Here is a 16289-nt window from a genome sequence, read left to right as displayed (position 1 = left end):
CTCAGATACGCGCCGGACAACTCCTCATATGGCCAAATGATTGTTTCGGCACTTCTGCGGCGGGTGCTAGATTGGAAGCGTACCAACCAAACCATAACGATAATTGGAGGTCAAAGAAGGATGAACAAAAAATCGTATTCGATTCTGTTAAGCGTCGTGCTCGTATTCACCATGCTGCTCGCGGCTTGCTCGGGCAACAACAATAAAGGCGCGAACGAGGAACAGCCGGACCCTACCGCAGACAGCGGCGGAACGAAGGTAGAAGAGACCGCGAAGCCGGAAGAGCCGGAGGCGCCGACAGAGATTACGATCATGCTTCCTCTTAACACCGCAGAGACTCCGCCCGACACCATTAAGAATGAGATCGAGAAGCTGACGAACACGAAGCTGACTTATCAATTTTTCCCGGCAGATACGTACGAGGAGAAGCTGAACACTTCCTTCGCGACGGGTTCGCTGCCGCAGGTCACGTATCTGAAGAACCAAGCTACCTTTATTCAAATGAAAGGCGCAATCCGCGACGGTCAGTTCTGGGAAATCGGACCTTACTTAAGCGAATTCCCGAATCTTAGCAAGCTGAAGGAAGAGATTCTGAACAATACGAAGGTAGACGGCAAGCTGTACTCGCTTTACATCGGCCGCCCGCTGGCCCGACAAGGATTGATCTACCGCAAGGACTGGGCAGATAAGCTGGGAATCGCCCCGCCGGCCAACACGGAAGAACTGTTCGCGATGCTGGAGAAATTCACGACGGGCGATCCGGACGGCAACAACCAGCAGGACACGATTGGTCTCGCCGATCGCAATGATCTCGTTTACGGCGCATTCAAGACGGTCGCTTCCTGGTTCGGCACGCCGAACAACTGGGAAGACGTCGACGGCAAGCTGCAGCCGGAGTTCATGTCGCCGAAGTACGTAGAGACGATGGACTTCATCAAACGGGTTCGCGATGCGAAAGCGATGAACGTCGACTTCGCGGCGACGAGCAAGACGGATCAGGTCAACCTGTTCACGAGCGGCAAGGCCGGCGCATACATCGGTGCGATGAGCGACGTTAATACGCTCGTGAAGGATTTGGTTAAAAACGTGCCGACGGCTGTTGTCGATACGCACAGCATGGTTGCCGCTCCTGACGGAACGCTTGCGAGCTGGTCGATTCCCGGCTACAACAACGTCGTGCTGTTCCCGAAATCGGCGATCAAGGATGAGGCCGAGCTTAAGAAAATACTCGCTTTCTTCGACAAAATGCTGACGCCGGAAGTATCTAATATGATGTTCTGGGGCAAGGAAGGGGTGCATTACACCATCGTTGAAGGCAAAGCCAAGGCTAGCGACGATCAAGAGCTGACGGAGCGCGAAGTGAAAGGGTTCAAAGACAGTCTGATCGGCGAGCCGGAGACGAACGGCAGTTACGAGGGCTTCCACGATCTAGAGGCGCGTATCAAAGCCGAGCAACTGACGGTCGAGAACGAGAAAATCGCGATCAAGGATCCAGCCGCGGCGCTTGACTCCGCAACGTATACGGAGAAGGGCACAGAGCTGCAAGAGCTGATTAAAGACGCAACGTACAAATACATCTACGGCTCGATCGACAAAGCGGGCTTCGACAAAGCGGTCGAGGACTGGAAGAAACGCGGCGGCGATCAAATTATCGAGGAGTTTAACGCAGCCTATCAGAAATAACGGTTGCTTCGCAACTGTTCAAGCAGGGAGGGGCTGCCTTCGCAGGAGGCGGCCTCTCACTCCCCGTGGAAAGGAAGGAATGGCATGCAGGAAACGGTTGTCCAGGCGGCTAAGCCGAGCAGAATACCGCAGAAGAGCAGCAGCGAATGGAAGAAGCGTCTATGGAAAAACAAGTGGCTCTACGTGATGTTATTGCCTGGCGTGTTTTACTTTATTATTTTCAAATACATTCCGATGTTCGGAATTGCAATTGCCTTTCAGGACTACAAGCCGTTCAAGGGTGTCGGAGGCAGCGATTGGGTGGGACTGAAGCACTTCGAGCGACTGTTCACCGAGCCGGATTTCCTTAATATTTTGACCAATACGCTGTTGTTGTTCGGCATGAATCTATTGTTCTTCTTCCCGATTCCGATTGTGCTCGCCTTGATGCTGAATGAGGTAAGGATATCCTTCTTCAAAAAAACGTTCCAAACGCTTGTTTATTTGCCGCATTTCATGTCATGGGTCATCATCGTCTCGATCAGCTTTGTCATGCTCACGTCGGACGGCGGCATCGTGAATGAATTGCTAGCTTTCTTCGGCTTCGAAAAAATCGATTTCCTGCTCAGCCCCGAATGGTTCCGGCCGACCTATATCATTCAGGTCATCTGGCGCGAGGCGGGCTGGGGAACGATCATATATTTGGCGGCAATCGCCTCGGTTGATCCGCAGCTCTACGAAGCTGCGAGAATGGATGGCGCAGGGCGCCTGAGACAGGTGTGGCATATTACGCTGCCGGCAATCCGCAGCGTCATCGTCATCCTGCTCATACTGAAGATCGGCGACGTGCTGGAGCTTGGCTTCGAGCATGTGTACCTGCTGCTCAACTCGATGAACCGCGAGGTCGCGGAAATTATCGATACCTATGTGTATACGGCCGCGCTGAAGCAGGGCAAGTTCAGCTATGCCACGGCAATCGGCTTCTTCAAATCGTTCATCGGGCTTGTCCTGGTCATGCTTGCCAACAAGCTGTCCAAGAAGATGGGCGAAGAGGGCGTTTACTAATGGAAGGGGGCAATCTCAAGTGGTAGAAGACAAAACGTTAAGCGGACGCCTCTTCCAGGCGGTCAACTTCACGCTTCTAGCTATTATCGCGCTAGTTACCGTGCTGCCGTTCCTCCATGTGGTGGCGGGCTCCTTCACGACGAGCGCGGAGATGGCGATGAAGAAGTTCATCCTCATCCCGACGATATGGAGCTGGGACGCGTATAAGTTTATATTTTCGACCGATACGATCTTCCGAGCGATGGGCGTCTCGATAGGGGTGACGGCAGTCGGAACGGTATTCAGCATGCTTACGACTGCGTTAATGGCTTACGGACTGTCGCGCCGTGATCTGGACGGCCGCCGTGCCGTCATGTTCCTCGTCGTCTTCACAATGCTGTTCAGCGGCGGCTTGATCCCGACGTTTCTCGTTGTGAAGGAGCTTGGCATGATCGACAGCTACTTAGCCTTGATCATTCCATCGGCAATCAGCGCGTTCAACCTCATTATTCTGAAAAATTTCTTTCAGAACATTCCCGAAGGGCTTGAGGAATCGGCGAAAATAGACGGCTGCAACGACTTCGGCATCCTGTTCCGTATTGTGCTGCCTTTGTCGATGCCGGCCATCGCGACGATCTCGCTGTTCTATGCGGTTACCTATTGGAATACGTACTTGAGCGCCATTCTCTATCTCGATGACAGCGCCAAATGGCCGATTCAAGTGTTGCTACGGCAGATCGTCGTATTGGCGAGCGGTCTTGACTATAGCTCGGAGCTGGACTCCTCGGTGCCGCCGCCGGACCAAGCGGTGAAGATGGCCGTTATCGTCGTGGCTACGCTGCCGATCCTGGCCGTGTATCCGTTCCTGCAGAAGCATTTTGCCAAGGGCGCATTGATCGGTTCGATCAAAGGATAGAGAGGAGAGCATATTCATGTTACACCAGACGACTGCAACGCCAATTGAATGGGCAAGAGCAGCCTGCGATTCGTTAATGAGCGAGTACTTGCCGGAAGAGCTTCCTCCGGCAGGCCGCTGGCATTATCATCAGGGCGTCTTCCTATGCGGCATGGAAATGCTGTGGGAGGCGGATCGCGACGAGCGATACGACGCATATATCAAGCGTTACGTCGATCAATTGGTCGACGAGCATGGAAGCTTCTACTTTGCGCGCGATGAGCTTGATGCGATTCAAGCAGGCTTATTGCTGTTCCGCCTTGATGAGCGGAACGGCGGAAGCAAGTATCGCGCCGCGGCCGATAAGCTGCGCTCGTTATTCCATACGCTTAACCGCACCTCGGAGGGCGGCTTCTGGCATAAGGATAAGTACCCGTACAATATGTGGCTGGACGGTCTCTACATGGGCGGCGTCTTCGCTTTGAAATACGCTCGGGCATACGGGGATAATGGATTGCGCGACATGGCGCTGCATCAAGAACGGCTCATGCACCGGCATATGCATGATGAGCGGACTGGCTTGTTGTACCATGCGTGGGACGAGAGCGGCCGGATGCCGTGGGCGGACAAGGAGACGGGCTGTTCGCCTGAATTCTGGGGCCGTTCGCTTGGCTGGTATGGACTTGCGATTGCCCAGTTTATGGATGAATTGCCTGATGAGCACGCAAGTCGCGGGCTGATTGCCGCCACGCTATCCGACTTCGCCAAGGCGCTAATGCGATATCAGGACGCAGAGAGCGGGCTTTGGTATCAGGTCGTGGATAAGGGACATCAGGCCGACAATTGGCTGGAGACGTCCTGCACTTGCTTGTTCGTCTATACGCTAGCTAAGGCATACAAGCTTGGGCTAATAGACGAAGATGGCCTGCATGCGGCGAGGCGGGGCTTCGAGGGGCTGGCGAAGGTTTGCCGTGTTGACGAGCGGGGCCGATTTATTTTGCCGGACATCTGCATTGGAACGTCGGCTGGCGATTACGAGAATTACGTCACTCGTCCGACGAGCGAGAATGATCTGCATGGCGTTGGCGCTTTCGTCATGGCGTGCGTCGAGATACAGGAGCTCATAGGCGAATAGAATAGACAAAGAGCTGTCCTAGAGAGCTAGCTATTGGCTCTTCAAGGACAGCTCTTTTCTATTTAGAGAACCTGCTCTAGAAACTTTATCGCTCGTTCGCTTTGCGGCTTGGCGAAGAAGCTCGCGGGCTCGGAACGTTCTACCAATCGGCCGCCGTCGAGGAAGTAGACGGTGCTTGCCGCATCGCGCGCGAACCGCATCTCATGCGTCACGATGAGCATGGTCATGCCGCTGTCGGCTAAGCCGCGAATGACAGTCAGCACTTCCTTCACCATCTCGGGATCGAGAGCCGACGTTGGCTCGTCGAACAGCATAATATCGGGCTCCATCGCGAGGCTCCGGGCGATCGCGACGCGCTGCTTCTGGCCGCCGGATAGCTTAGACGGGTAGCTGTCCGCTTTGTCGGCCAGTCCGACGCGCCTCAGCAGCTCCATCGCTTTGATGCGGGCCTCTTCGATCGGCATGTTCTTCACCTTGCAAGGCGCAAACGTAATGTTGTCGATGACCGTCATATGCGGGAACAGATGGAAATGTTGAAATACCATGCCGATGTGCTGTCTTGCCTTTGTGATATCCGTTCCTTTGTCGGTGATGACCGTACCGTCAATGACGATGCTGCCCGAGGTCGGTGTCTCGAGCATGTTCAGGCAGCGGAGAAACGTCGATTTGCCTGAGCCGGAAGGGCCGATCAGCGCAACGACCTCGCCGCGTTCGACGGTAGTGGTGATGCCCTTTAGCACTTGGTTTTTGCCGAAGGTTTTGGTTAGATCCGTTACATTAATCACTGCGGCGAAGCCTCCTTTCAAGCAGATGGGCGAGTGATGTCAGAATGAGCACGAGCACGTAGTAGATTACGCCTACGAACAGCAGCGCTTCGAGCGCCCGGAATTCAATCGATTGGACGACGTTAGCCCGTCGCATTAAGTCTTGCACGCCGATTACGGATACGAGCGACGACTCCTTCAATAAGGCGACGCATTCGTTGACGAGTGCTGGCAATATGGAGCGCAGCGCCTGCGGCAAAATAATGCTGATCATCATCGTCCGGTATGGGATGCCAAGCGCCATGGCAGCTTCCCGCTGGCCGCGATCGACGGACATAATGCCGCCTCGGATTGTCTCGGACAAGTAAGCGGCCGAATTGAGCCCGAATGCGAGACCTGCGGCAAGCAACGGCGAAATATCGTAGTGGAACAACTGCGGCGTCGCATAATAGATCAGGAACAACTGCAGCAGCAACGGCGTCCCGCGGAACACCGACGTGTAGACGGTCGCGAACCATTGCAGCGGCTTAACGCCTGATATTTTGAACAGCGACAATATCGTACCCCAGACGAAACCGAACAGGGCTGAGACGAGTGTGAACAGCAGCGTCACGTAAATGCCGCGAAGCACGTATGGGGCGTATGGAGCGAGCATGCCGAAATCCAAGTTCAGCTTCTTCAGGACACCGGATTCCTCATCCTCGTCCTCTGTCGCGAACCATTGCTTTATCATTTCGTCGAGCTTTCCGTTCTGGCTTATTTCAGCGAGTACGCGATTGAATTCGCCGACGAGCGGCGATTGCTTCGGAAATGCTACGGCATATCCATCCTCCGTCTCGGTTGCCGGAACGAAGTGCTGGACAAGATCGGGATTGGCGCTCGTATATTCAACCGCTACGGCGTCTTCTACGATAAGAGCATCGACGCGTCCCGTCTTCAACTCCTGAACGAGATCGGGAATGCGGTTCAGCTTCTTGAGCTCTACATCCTGAAGGGATTCAGCGTATGTATCCTGTGTCGATCCGAGCTGAACGCCGACTCGCTTGCCCTTTAAGGCTTCAGGGGATGTGTAAGGCAAGTCGGACTTGGAGACGATGGTATTGCGCGCGATGTAGTAAGTGTTGGAGAAATCTACGTTTTGCTTCCGTTCCTCCGTCACGGACATGCCGGACATGACGAAGTCAACGCGGCCCGTCTGCAAAGCAGCGATAAGCCCGTTGAAATCCATACTCGCGATTTCCAGTTCATATCCTAGGCGGCTGGTGATATACTTGGCTATATCGATATCAAGCCCAACGATTTCTCCGCCATGAAGAGCATCCACGCTCTCGTAAGGCGGGTAATCAGGCGATGTGCCCATGATAAGCTTAGGCTTGCTTTCGGAAGGCGCCGCGTAGGCGATGTCCCCATTCAGTCCGGGTACGTTTTGCTGCCGAGGAATTGACTGTTGAATGAAACTTACGGTGAGTATTAAAATTGCGACGGCGGATAGCGCCGTATAGATGCGTTTAAGCTTATGTCTGCTCATGGTTGCCTCTCTCAGATGGATTATGAATTTACAACTATGTTAATATATCTTATCGTTACTATTTCCATCAACCCAAATTACTATTTGGCAAGGTGTTATTTTTTTGCAGGGAACGGCCGCGAATTTAAGCCGTATAACAACGAAAAGGAAACGGAAGGGAGGTGAATCCATTGTTAGAACTGGAATGGCATGATATATTTCCTTACTTATTATCGATTAGTTTACTTTGTTCGTTCGCTTATGCGTATGCATCTCATGTGAACACGAACGCTTATGCGTTCACGGAAGGAAGCATAGTGGTCAGCTTGCTGCTACCGCTATATCCGGAAGCGTTATGGCGGACTATTCCAATTCGCCACTGGCTTGTTAGGAGAGAGAAGCGGAAGGAATCGCCGGATGACGACATAACCGACTGTAAAGCCTCGTTTGTACACGCTAGCTCAAACAAACGAGGAGGATTTACATGCCAACAAACAATAACAATGGATTCACTTCTTTTCTAAGGAACAATCGTTTCATTATGATCGGACTTATGCTCGCTGTGCTGCTGCTCGTTAGCGGCTGCAGTACGGCTAGCGGCACAATCGACGGCGACACGCCTGGTTTCTTCAACCATTATGTGATTTATCCGCTGTCGGCTTCGATCCAGTATATGGCTAAGTTGTTCGACGGCAATTACGGTATCGCGGTAATGGCGATTACGATTATTATCCGTTTGGTGCTATTGCCTCTTATGATGAGACAATACCGCTCGCAAGCGACAATGAAAGAGAAGATGGCTGCGCTCCAGCCGGAGATGAAGCAGCTTCAAGATAAGTACAAAGGCAAAAATGATGCCGATTCGAAGCAGAAGATGCAGCAGGAGACGATGCAGCTGTATCAGAAGCATCAGGTGAACCCGCTTGCGATCGGCTGTCTGCCGATGCTGATTCAACTGCCGATTCTGACCGGATTGTATTCGGCTATTAAGCTGACCCCGGAGCTAGCGGAGCATTCCTTCTTATGGTTCCAACTGGGGTCGCCGGATTATATTCTTCCGATTCTTGCCGGACTCGTGTATTTGGTCCAGTTCAAAGTGTCGCAGATCGGCGTGGACATGACGGGCCAACAGAAGCAGATGCAATTCATCGGTTACCTGTCTCCGATTATGATGACGGTATTCGCTTTTACTGCTCCGGCTGCTATCTCGCTCTACTGGGTGACCGGCGGTTTGTTCATGATCGCGCAATCGTATTTGGCCAAAAAAATATACGCGCCTAAACCTGGGGCCGAAGCCGAGAATGCGAAGGCAGCGGGGCAGAAGGCGTAAATTCAAGGGAGTTGCAACGAATGTCCGTTGGTGTATTAGCCCATCTGTTCGGCAGTTTGCCGTATAAAGAGCTTGCCCCTAAAGTAGCAGAGAAAGGGTTTACGCATGTTCAGCTGGCGTTATGGAAGGCGATTAGCGAAATCGACTTCAGCAAGCCGGGCAATCTGAGCCCGGGCCTTGCGAGCACGATTGGCGAGCAGTTCGATCGGAATGGCGTTTCGATCTCCGTGTTAGGCTGCTATGTGCATTTGTTCGACCGCAACGAGGAAGTCCGCCGCGCCAACGTGAATCGGTTCAAGGAGCTGCTTCGTTATGCGAAGCAGTTCGGCGCGCCGATGGTTGCGGCCGAGACGGGCCGTAATGAGGGCGGTGACTATACGGATCGGGATTGGGCCGTTATGAAGTCGACGCTTGAGGAGCTAACGGAGGAAGCGGAGCGATGGGGCGTATACGTCGGGCTGGAAGCTGCGGGCGGACACCTGATCGGCACGGCGCCGGAGCTGGCGCGTATGCTGGAGGAAGTGCCGTCGTCCATGGTCGGCGTCGTGATCGATCCCGGCAATCTGCTGAACGAGTCCAACTTCGCGCGTCAGGACGAGGTGATCGAGGAGGCGTTCGAGCTGCTCGGCGACCGGATTATCGCCGCCCATGCGAAGGACCGTATTCTTCTGCCTGACGGCAGCTTGGGTACAACGCCTGCTGGCTTCGGTGAAATGAACTACGAACTGTATATGAAGCTGTTGAACCGTTACAAGCCGCATGTCCATATTGTTATGGAAGAGGCTAAGGAGCAACAGATGGCGCATTCCAAATCGTACATTGAAGGCATTCGCGGGCGTGTGTAAGACTGGTAGGTGCATGGTGGAAGAGTATAGCGCAAGAAAGTTTCGTTATTCTACTTAAAGCGGTTAAAAGGTGTCCAATAGCGAAAAGAATTTGCGCTATTTCCCTGCCCAACCTACGGTAATGCACCAATTGGCGCCTGCTAGTCGAAAATAACGAAAAAAACTTTCTTTATTCCACGTTTATCGTCCACCATGAGTCAAATAGCGAAAAAGGTTTGCGCTATTTGACGCCGGAAATAGAAAAAAGAAGGGGATGTCCCTCTGAGCAGACTAAACGTCTGCTCGGGGAGACATCCCCTTCTTCGTATTGCTTAAAGCACGTTTAAGTGCGGGATAACCAATCCGCCATAGACGAAGGCGGCCACAATGACGAAGGCTGGATGGATCTTGCGGAATTGCATCGCCCAGAAGGCGACCGCCGCGATAATCAGCGATTGAATGAGGCCGATCGATTCGACGGAGCTCTCGGCCATCTGCCAAGTGAGCAGCAGCATCATGATCGCGATGACAGGCTGAACCAGCAGCGTCATCCCTTTCACGACCGGCGATTGGCGATGCTTCTGCAGCACTTTCAGCAGCAGAATGAGCGCAACTGCCGACGGAACGATGGTAGCTGCGAGGGCGAGCAACGAGCCGCCAAAGCCTGCGACGTCATAACCCACGAAAGCGGCGATCTTCGTCGCGATGGGGCCGGGAAGCGCGTTGCCGAGGGCGAGAATGTTGGAAAATTCCGTTGGCGTCGTCCATTGATGGTTCGTAACGATTTCCCTATACATAAGCGGTATGGAGGCAGGTCCTCCTCCGTAGCCAAGCACGTTGGCGATAAAAAAGCCGATAATCAAATTAATCCAATCCACGCGTTACGCCCTCCTTCTGCTGCGGCTTATGCTGATCCAGCTTGCGTTCTTTTCTCCGCTTAATAGCAGCAACCGTCTTCAGGTGAAACGCTCCGTAGCCTAGGAATAATACAATGACGATAGCAGGATGCAGATGAATGCCCTGAAGCAGGCCGAACGAGAGGGCGAAGAAGCCGATGCCGACGTAAATGCCGAGCCCCTTAACGGCACGCTCGCCGAATTCATACGCCATCATGCCAAGCATGACCGCAATAACCGGCGTTACCGCGCCGATCATGCCTTGCACGAACGCTGCACTGCTTAAGTATTGCACGAAGGAGAGCAACGCGATCATTGCGATGCCGGAAGGCACGATATGCGCCAGCACCGCGACAATGGCGCCAAGCACGCCCTTCTGCCGATAGCCGAGATAAGCAGCTATCTTCGTCGCGATCGGACCGGGCAGCGCATTGGCAATCGCGAGAATTTCTCCGAACTCCTCGTCCTCCAGCCACTTATAGTGGTTCACGGCTTCGTACCGAATGAGCGGAATTACCGATGGGCCGCCGCCATAGCCGATAATGCCTGTCTTCATAAGCGCCCATGTCAACTGCGTATACATATTATCACGGAATGCATTCGCCATCGTCTAAAGCCTCATTCCCATCCGGCTTTTATACCGATTAATAAGCACTTGGCAATCTACGCCCATAATGCCGGGAAGTGTATACAGCTTTTCCTTCAGGAACTGCTCCATCTCCTGGTTGTTGCGGAACAAGCCGTGCATATGCAGTTTGCTAGGACCGGTCATATGATAAAGACTCGTGACGAAAGGCTCCATGGCAAGCACGTCGGCTGCGGCATGCAGATGCTTCGGCTCGACCTCCACATTAAAGAATGCCGACACATGAATGCCGATTTTCTCCGGATTAATGACCGCAGTGAAACGCTCAATCACGCCTGCATCCATCAGCGCATTAATTCTCGCTTGGACAGCTACGCGCGATAGTCCGATTTCTTTTGCGAGGTCAGTGTAAGATATTCTACCATTTGTATTGAGAGCTGATATAATCTTACGGTCAATCTCGTCGATTTCGACGGAGGTATGCTCTTCGGATGGTCTGGATTGCATGTCACCAACTCCCCTTTCCTTATGAAATTTGATTTCAAGGTGTCGTGTAATATCTATTTATAATTACCATATGTATAAATATAAACAGGAATTCATTCGTTTTCAATACAATATTGCAAAAACGATTACATTTTAGTTGCCTATCAATGATAGGCGTGGTATTTTTTAATCATAGATTTGAGTTAGGTTATCTAACATATAGGAGTGATCGCGATGAATCAATCTGCAACCGGTACGAAGGCTATGGTTGTCAGTCCTCATTATTTGGCGACCGCCGCCGGCATTCGCATGTTGGAGCAAGGAGGCAATGCCTACGATGCCGCCGTTGCCGTCAGCGCTTGTCTCGCTGTTGTGTACCCGCATATGACGAGCCTTGGAGGGGATTCCTTTTGGCTGATGCACCATCATGAAGAGGATGTCGTTCGGGGATATAACGCCAGCGGAAGGTCGGGGCGCCTGGCAACAAGAGCCGCCTACGAAGGCGAACAGTCGATTCCGACTCGCGGCATGAGGAGCATCGTTACCGTACCGGGGATGGTGGACGGCTGGTTCGCGGTGCATGAGAAGTATGGCGCGCTTGAATGGGCGCAGGTGCTTGCTCCGGCGATTGAATATGCGCAGAACGGGTTTCCGATGTCTAATGATCAATATGAAAATACTTTGAAATGCGAAGCCATCCTCGCGCAGACGCTGGAGACGGCGGATATTTATTTGCCTGATGGCTGCGCGGTGCAGCCGGGTGAGACGTTCAAGCAGACGAATATGGCGAAGACGCTACAGCGACTTGCCGAGTTCGGGCGCGATGAGTTCTATAAAGGCGAGACGGCGAAGGAAATTGCCGACTATATGCAGCGGAACGGCGGATTGCTGACGCGTGAGGATTTTGAAGCGCATCAGGGTGATTGGGTTGAGCCTGTGAAGGGCTCTTATAGAGGATATGACCTCTATCAGATGCCTCCGAATTCACAAGGCTTCACGGGAATTATGGCCCTTCATATTCTAGAGCAATTCGATCTGCAAGCGATCGAGCACGGCTCGCATGAGTACTATCAGCTTTGTATAGAGGCGCTCAAGCTAAGCTTCCAGGATCGCAATGGGTACTTGTCCGATCCAGCCTTCACGGAAGTGCCGCTGGATAGGCTGCTTAGCAAGGAGTATGCCGCGCAGCTGGCCGCTTCTATCGACATGGAGCAAGCGTCCGGCTTGCAGACGAAGTCGATTGGCAGCGATACGGCATATGCCGCGGTCGTTGATGGAGACGGCAATGCCGTATCATTCATTCAGAGTCTGTATTTCGAATTCGGCTCGGCTGTCGTTGCGGGCGAAACAGGTGTGCTGCTCCAAAATCGCGGCTCGTTCTTCTCGCTCGACGCCAGTCACGTGAACCGGCTTGAGCCGGGCAAAAGAACGTTCCATACGCTTATGCCGGCTATGGCTTGCAAGGACGGCAAGCCCTCCATCCTGTACGGGACGCAAGGCGGAGAGGGGCAACCGCAGACGCAAACGGCGATTTTTACGCGGATAGTCGATTACGGGATGGATCCGCAGCAGGCGATTGACGAGCCGCGCTGGGTATGGGGACGTACTTGGGGCGAGCCGACGCAGGAGCTGAAGATGGAGGGCCGTGTATCCGAAGCGGTGCTCTCTTCCTTATCCCAAGCAGGTCATATCGTACGTAAAATGAAAGATTTCGACGGCATAATGGGTCATGCCCATGCGATTAAGCGCGATGAGAGCGGTATGCTGCAAGGCGGCACGGATCCGCGCTGCGACGGCGCTGCAATGGGCTTGGACCACTAGAAGACGAGAGGGAGGATACAGACAATGAGCCAGAACCAGCACGAACAGGAGGGTGAGCGTCTGCGTCTCATAGAGCGCTGGAACGCCTATGCGAACGCGTCTATCGACGTCCCTCCTTCCGGGAGCGGCGTATTGACCGGGAAGACGTTCGCGGTTAAGGATGTTTTCGATATTAAGGGGCATACGTCTGGCGCGGGCAATCCTGATTGGCTGCGGACGCATGCGCCTGCAACGGGATACGCGTCGGCCGTAAGCGAGCTTCTTGCCGCAGGGGCGCATCTGCAGGGGACAACGATAACCGATGAGCTGATGTACAGCATTAATGGTGAGAACTATCACTATGGCACGCCGATGAATCCAAAGGCGAAGGGACGTATTCCCGGAGGCTCTTCAAGCGGTTCGGCCGTTGCGGTGTCGGCTGGGCTTGCCGACTTCGCGATCGGTACGGATACGGGCGGTTCGATTCGCGTTCCTTCCGCGTATTGCGGTATATATGGCATACGCCCTACACACGGCGCAGTCGATGTGACAGGGCTTATTCCGCTTGCGCCGAGCTTCGACACGATCGGCTGGATGACGCGCGACGCGCAGACGCTGCTGGACGTCGGGCGGGTGCTTCTTGATCGAAGGAGCGACAGCAGCAATGGAGGGGCAGAGCAGCAATACGCACCTTTCAAGCGGCTGCTTGTCGCAACCGATCTGTGGGATATTCCTGAGCACTCGCTGCAGGAAACGCTTCGGGCTTACATTAAAGGCTTGACCGACATAATAGGAAGCGAACATCAACTGATTGTTGCGGCCCCCGAGGGAATCGGGGAATGGACGAGTGCCTTCCGGGCGCTGCAAGGCATGGAAATATGGCAGTCGCATCGCGAATGGATAACGAGCGAGAAGCCAACTTTCGGTCCGGGCATAGCTGAGCGGTTCGCGTGGGCAAGCTCGCTCCGAGAGGAGCATGCCATTAAGGCGTCGCTCATTCAGCAGCGCGCGAGAGCGCGGATGGAGTCGCTGCTTGGGGAGGACGGTGTACTCGTCATGCCGACTGTTCCTGCGACGGCTCCGCTGCTCGGCCAGTCCGGCGAAGAGGTCGAGCGGGTCCGCATGCGGACATTCGAGTTGTGCTGCGTTGCGGGCCTTAGCGGCCTTCCTCAAGTGACGATTCCGATTGCCGGCAAGGACGGCTTGCCGATTGGACTGTCGTTCATGGCGGGGAGAAATCAGGATATCCGCTTGCTGGAATGGCTTGCGAATGCTGCTGACGACAGTATTCAATCACAAGAAGAGAGTGGGAGAACGCGATGAGAATAACTACGTTGAAGCTTGGCGAAAAAGAGGTCGCGGCGCTGAATAGCGATGCGGGACTTGTTCTGATCGATACGATTAATAAGGCTGCAGGACGTTCCTGGCATACGGAGCTGTTCGATATCATTTCTTGCGGCGAGCTTGATGCGATAACGCACTGGTATGAAGCCGGCGGCAAGGAGAGGTTGGCAGGCTTGCCTGCGCTTCCTTATACCGAAGCGGAATACGCCCCGCTCTACCGCAATCCTCGCAAAATATGGGGGATCGGAATGAACTATGTGAAGAATGAAGAGGAGCTTGCGGCTGCCGACCCTAATGATGAGCCGGTTAGCTTCATGAAGCCGGATACGACACTGATTGGTCCCTTTGACGCCATTCGCATCCCGCAGGGAGCAGGTACGATTACCGCAGAAGCGGAGCTTGCCGTCGTGATCGGCAAAGCTTGCAAAAACATAACCGAGGAGGACTGCGACGACGTCATCGCGGGATATGTTGCAACAATTGATGTGACGGCAGCCGATATTCATGCGCGTAACCAGCGTTTTCTCACCCGGGCGAAAAGCTTCGATACGTTCTTTGGTCTCGGCTCGACGCTCGTAACGAAGGAAGAGCTGCCCGAGCTGCTGCAAGTTCATGTCGAAACGGCCCTGAACGGCGAGGTTGTCCATCGCAACAAGCTGTTCCATATGAAATTCCGTCCAAACTTTGCCGTAGCCTTTCACTCGAAGGTCATGACATTGCTTCCGGGCGATATTATTATGACCGGGACGCCTGGCGCGGTCGTTATTCGTGACGGCGATATTGTTGAATGCCGCATAGACGGCTTTGAACCGCTGTGTAACTCAGTCCGCGAGTAAGACTGCTGCGGCTTGGCTGCCTTTTATTTTCGCTTGATCGAGATCGCAAAAACTGCTATAAATAAGTAAGTTAATAAATTCAGTTTGGAGGAGAAACGATGATAAACCTATTTCCTGCATCTGAACGGCATATTGCGGATCTCGGCTGGCTGCGAAGCTATCCAGCTTATTCATTCGGAGGTTATCAAGACAAGAGTCGAGCAGGCTTTAGCGTGATGCGTGTATGCAACGACGATTATATAGCTCCAGGACGAGGCTTCGGCGCGCATCCCCACAGCGATATGGAGATTGTATCGATCGTACTGAGCGGCCGCATCCGCCACGAGGACAACTTGGGCAATCGCGTCGTAAGCTCGTTCGGCGAAGTACAGCGCATGTCGGCTGGCACCGGCGTTATTCATACCGAATTCAACGATAGCTCCGACGAGGAGCTCAGGCTGCTTCAGCTGTGGTTCATGCCGCAGAAACGAGGGGCAGCGCCATCCTACGAGGCGAAGAGCTTCGACACGGCTAAGCTGCATAATGCTTTGCTGCCCGTTGTTTCGGATGAGCTGCCTGGGCAAACGGCGTCGATTGCGCAACGTATGACGATCTACCTGAGCAAGCTGGATCGCAATCAATCGATTCATTATGAGGCTGGCGAAGGGCGCAACCTGTTTATATATGTCATAGAGGGCAAGCTGGCCGCGCTAGGCCAATCTATGACGGCAATGGATACGGCGGAGATCGAGCACGAGAGTGAACTGACGCTTACGGCTGAGGAAGATGTTTTCTTCATGCTGATCGATCTTCCATAACGTCCCCGAAGGGAGAGGAAATAGGTGAGACAAACGCTGCTGGTAAAGCATGCGGTTAGCGGTCGGATGCTTATCGATTCGGGCAAGCAGGATGTAGGCTTCTCGTTGAACCAAGATGGAGACGGATGGCAGATCGAAATAGAGGTGTCTTGGAGCGAGACGATCGAAGAGATTCTAAAGCTTAAAGAAGAGCTTAACGTGTTTATTTTCTACGAGTATGATGACAAGCCGACATTGAAGACTTGGTATTACGTCGGCAGTGCACCGGTTGAATATGGCATTGAGCAAGGGCTGCTGACCATTAAGGCTCAATCCCGGATCGAGTACTATCCGCACGAATATTCCGTTTAACCGTGTTGAAAGCGAAAGAAGCCCGGACATGC

Annotated in this window: 16 protein-coding genes; 11 read left to right on the top strand and 5 right to left on the bottom strand. The window is 53.5% G+C overall.

The features are described 5' to 3' along the window. The first annotated feature begins 120 nt into the window (after positions 1-120). The 4 genes from AC0YN0_RS19515 to AC0YN0_RS19500 all read left to right on the top strand — a co-directional run bounded on the left by AC0YN0_RS19515 (position 121) and on the right by AC0YN0_RS19500 (position 4736). On the top strand, positions 121-1683 hold the full coding sequence (locus AC0YN0_RS19515) for an extracellular solute-binding protein (RefSeq protein WP_475822739.1): 1563 nt from the start codon (positions 121-123) through the stop codon (positions 1681-1683). A gap of 84 nt (positions 1684-1767) precedes the next feature. Next, positions 1768-2727, top strand: coding sequence for an ABC transporter permease (locus AC0YN0_RS19510; RefSeq protein ID WP_475822738.1), 960 nt, complete (start codon positions 1768-1770; stop codon positions 2725-2727). A 19-nt stretch (positions 2728-2746) separates the two neighbouring features. Further along, positions 2747-3622, top strand: coding sequence for a carbohydrate ABC transporter permease (locus AC0YN0_RS19505; RefSeq protein ID WP_442049400.1), 876 nt, complete (start codon positions 2747-2749; stop codon positions 3620-3622). A gap of 16 nt (positions 3623-3638) precedes the next feature. After that, the gene (locus tag AC0YN0_RS19500; protein ID WP_475822737.1) at positions 3639-4736 is read left to right on the top strand and encodes a glycoside hydrolase family 88/105 protein; all 1098 of its coding nucleotides are present in this window, start codon (positions 3639-3641) and stop codon (positions 4734-4736) included. A gap of 62 nt (positions 4737-4798) precedes the next feature. On the opposite strand, the gene AC0YN0_RS19495 is transcribed toward AC0YN0_RS19500, so the two are convergent. Continuing rightward, on the bottom strand, positions 4799-5521 hold the full coding sequence (locus AC0YN0_RS19495; protein ID WP_475822736.1) for an amino acid ABC transporter ATP-binding protein: 723 nt from the start codon (positions 5519-5521) through the stop codon (positions 4799-4801). Continuing rightward, on the bottom strand, positions 5514-7028 hold the full coding sequence (locus AC0YN0_RS19490) for an ABC transporter substrate-binding protein/permease (RefSeq protein ID WP_475822735.1): 1515 nt from the start codon (positions 7026-7028) through the stop codon (positions 5514-5516). The genes AC0YN0_RS19495 and AC0YN0_RS19490 overlap by 8 nt, the downstream gene beginning before the upstream one ends. A 463-nt stretch (positions 7029-7491) precedes the next feature. On the opposite strand from AC0YN0_RS19490, the gene yidC reads away from it, so the two are divergent. After that, positions 7492-8337 (top strand): membrane protein insertase YidC, encoded by an 846-nt coding sequence (gene yidC / locus AC0YN0_RS19485; protein WP_475822734.1) that lies wholly within the window; start codon positions 7492-7494, stop codon positions 8335-8337. 20 nt (positions 8338-8357) lie between these two features. Continuing rightward, entirely contained in the window at positions 8358-9182 is an 825-nt protein-coding gene (locus tag AC0YN0_RS19480) for a sugar phosphate isomerase/epimerase family protein (RefSeq protein ID WP_475822733.1), read from the top strand. A gap of 311 nt (positions 9183-9493) precedes the next feature. Here the strand turns inward: AC0YN0_RS19480 and AC0YN0_RS19475 are convergent, their stop codons facing one another. The 3 genes from AC0YN0_RS19475 to AC0YN0_RS19465 are packed head-to-tail and all read right to left on the bottom strand — an operon-like array spanning position 9494 to position 11150. Continuing rightward, positions 9494-10039, bottom strand: coding sequence for a chromate transporter (locus tag AC0YN0_RS19475; RefSeq protein ID WP_475822732.1), 546 nt, complete (start codon positions 10037-10039; stop codon positions 9494-9496). Continuing rightward, the gene (locus AC0YN0_RS19470) at positions 10026-10664 is read right to left on the bottom strand and encodes a chromate transporter (protein ID WP_337100806.1); all 639 of its coding nucleotides are present in this window, start codon (positions 10662-10664) and stop codon (positions 10026-10028) included. Before AC0YN0_RS19470 ends, AC0YN0_RS19475 begins: the two co-directional genes overlap by 14 nt. Before the next feature lie 3 nt (positions 10665-10667). Further along, on the bottom strand, positions 10668-11150 hold the full coding sequence (locus AC0YN0_RS19465) for an Lrp/AsnC family transcriptional regulator (RefSeq protein ID WP_475822731.1): 483 nt from the start codon (positions 11148-11150) through the stop codon (positions 10668-10670). Positions 11151-11363: 213 nt separating this feature from the next. Here AC0YN0_RS19465 and ggt point away from each other — a divergent pair, with 213 nt between their 5' ends. From ggt to AC0YN0_RS19440, 5 genes are all read left to right on the top strand, one after another. After that, the gene (gene ggt / locus AC0YN0_RS19460; protein ID WP_475822730.1) at positions 11364-12950 is read left to right on the top strand and encodes a gamma-glutamyltransferase; all 1587 of its coding nucleotides are present in this window, start codon (positions 11364-11366) and stop codon (positions 12948-12950) included. A 24-nt stretch (positions 12951-12974) separates the two neighbouring features. Then, positions 12975-14252 carry an amidase gene (locus AC0YN0_RS19455; RefSeq protein WP_475822729.1) on the top strand — a complete coding sequence of 426 codons (1278 nt, stop codon included), beginning with the start codon at positions 12975-12977 and terminating at the stop codon, positions 14250-14252. After that, positions 14249-15109 (top strand): fumarylacetoacetate hydrolase family protein, encoded by an 861-nt coding sequence (locus AC0YN0_RS19450; RefSeq protein ID WP_475822728.1) that lies wholly within the window; start codon positions 14249-14251, stop codon positions 15107-15109. The genes AC0YN0_RS19455 and AC0YN0_RS19450 overlap by 4 nt, the downstream gene beginning before the upstream one ends. A gap of 98 nt (positions 15110-15207) precedes the next feature. Then, positions 15208-15906: a pirin family protein gene (locus AC0YN0_RS19445; protein ID WP_475822727.1), complete on the top strand. Its 699-nt coding sequence runs from the start codon at positions 15208-15210 to the stop codon at positions 15904-15906. A gap of 24 nt (positions 15907-15930) precedes the next feature. After that, positions 15931-16257 (top strand): hypothetical protein, encoded by a 327-nt coding sequence (locus AC0YN0_RS19440; protein ID WP_475822726.1) that lies wholly within the window; start codon positions 15931-15933, stop codon positions 16255-16257. Positions 16258-16289 lie beyond the last annotated feature (32 nt).

Source organism: Paenibacillus sp. J22P218, from assembly GCF_056269195.1.
This window is presented reverse-complemented; position numbering and strand designations above follow the sequence as displayed.

Excerpts from the sequence above, each read along its gene's own strand:
- AC0YN0_RS19515 (WP_475822739.1), top strand. The coding sequence starts at position 121 with ATGAACAAAAAATCGTATTCGATTCTGTTAAGCGTCGTGCTCGTATTC.
- AC0YN0_RS19510 (WP_475822738.1), top strand. The coding sequence starts at position 1,768 with ATGCAGGAAACGGTTGTCCAGGCGGCTAAGCCGAGCAGAATACCGCAG.
- AC0YN0_RS19500 (WP_475822737.1), top strand. The coding sequence starts at position 3,639 with ATGTTACACCAGACGACTGCAACGCCAATTGAATGGGCAAGAGCAGCC.
- AC0YN0_RS19490 (WP_475822735.1), bottom strand. The coding sequence starts at position 7,028 with ATGAGCAGACATAAGCTTAAACGCATCTATACGGCGCTATCCGCCGTC.
- yidC (WP_475822734.1), top strand. The coding sequence starts at position 7,492 with ATGCCAACAAACAATAACAATGGATTCACTTCTTTTCTAAGGAACAAT.
- AC0YN0_RS19480 (WP_475822733.1), top strand. The coding sequence starts at position 8,358 with ATGTCCGTTGGTGTATTAGCCCATCTGTTCGGCAGTTTGCCGTATAAA.
- AC0YN0_RS19470 (WP_337100806.1), bottom strand. The coding sequence starts at position 10,664 with ATGGCGAATGCATTCCGTGATAATATGTATACGCAGTTGACATGGGCG.
- AC0YN0_RS19465 (WP_475822731.1), bottom strand. The coding sequence starts at position 11,150 with ATGCAATCCAGACCATCCGAAGAGCATACCTCCGTCGAAATCGACGAG.
- ggt (WP_475822730.1), top strand. The coding sequence starts at position 11,364 with ATGAATCAATCTGCAACCGGTACGAAGGCTATGGTTGTCAGTCCTCAT.
- AC0YN0_RS19455 (WP_475822729.1), top strand. The coding sequence starts at position 12,975 with ATGAGCCAGAACCAGCACGAACAGGAGGGTGAGCGTCTGCGTCTCATA.
- AC0YN0_RS19450 (WP_475822728.1), top strand. The coding sequence starts at position 14,249 with ATGAGAATAACTACGTTGAAGCTTGGCGAAAAAGAGGTCGCGGCGCTG.
- AC0YN0_RS19445 (WP_475822727.1), top strand. The coding sequence starts at position 15,208 with ATGATAAACCTATTTCCTGCATCTGAACGGCATATTGCGGATCTCGGC.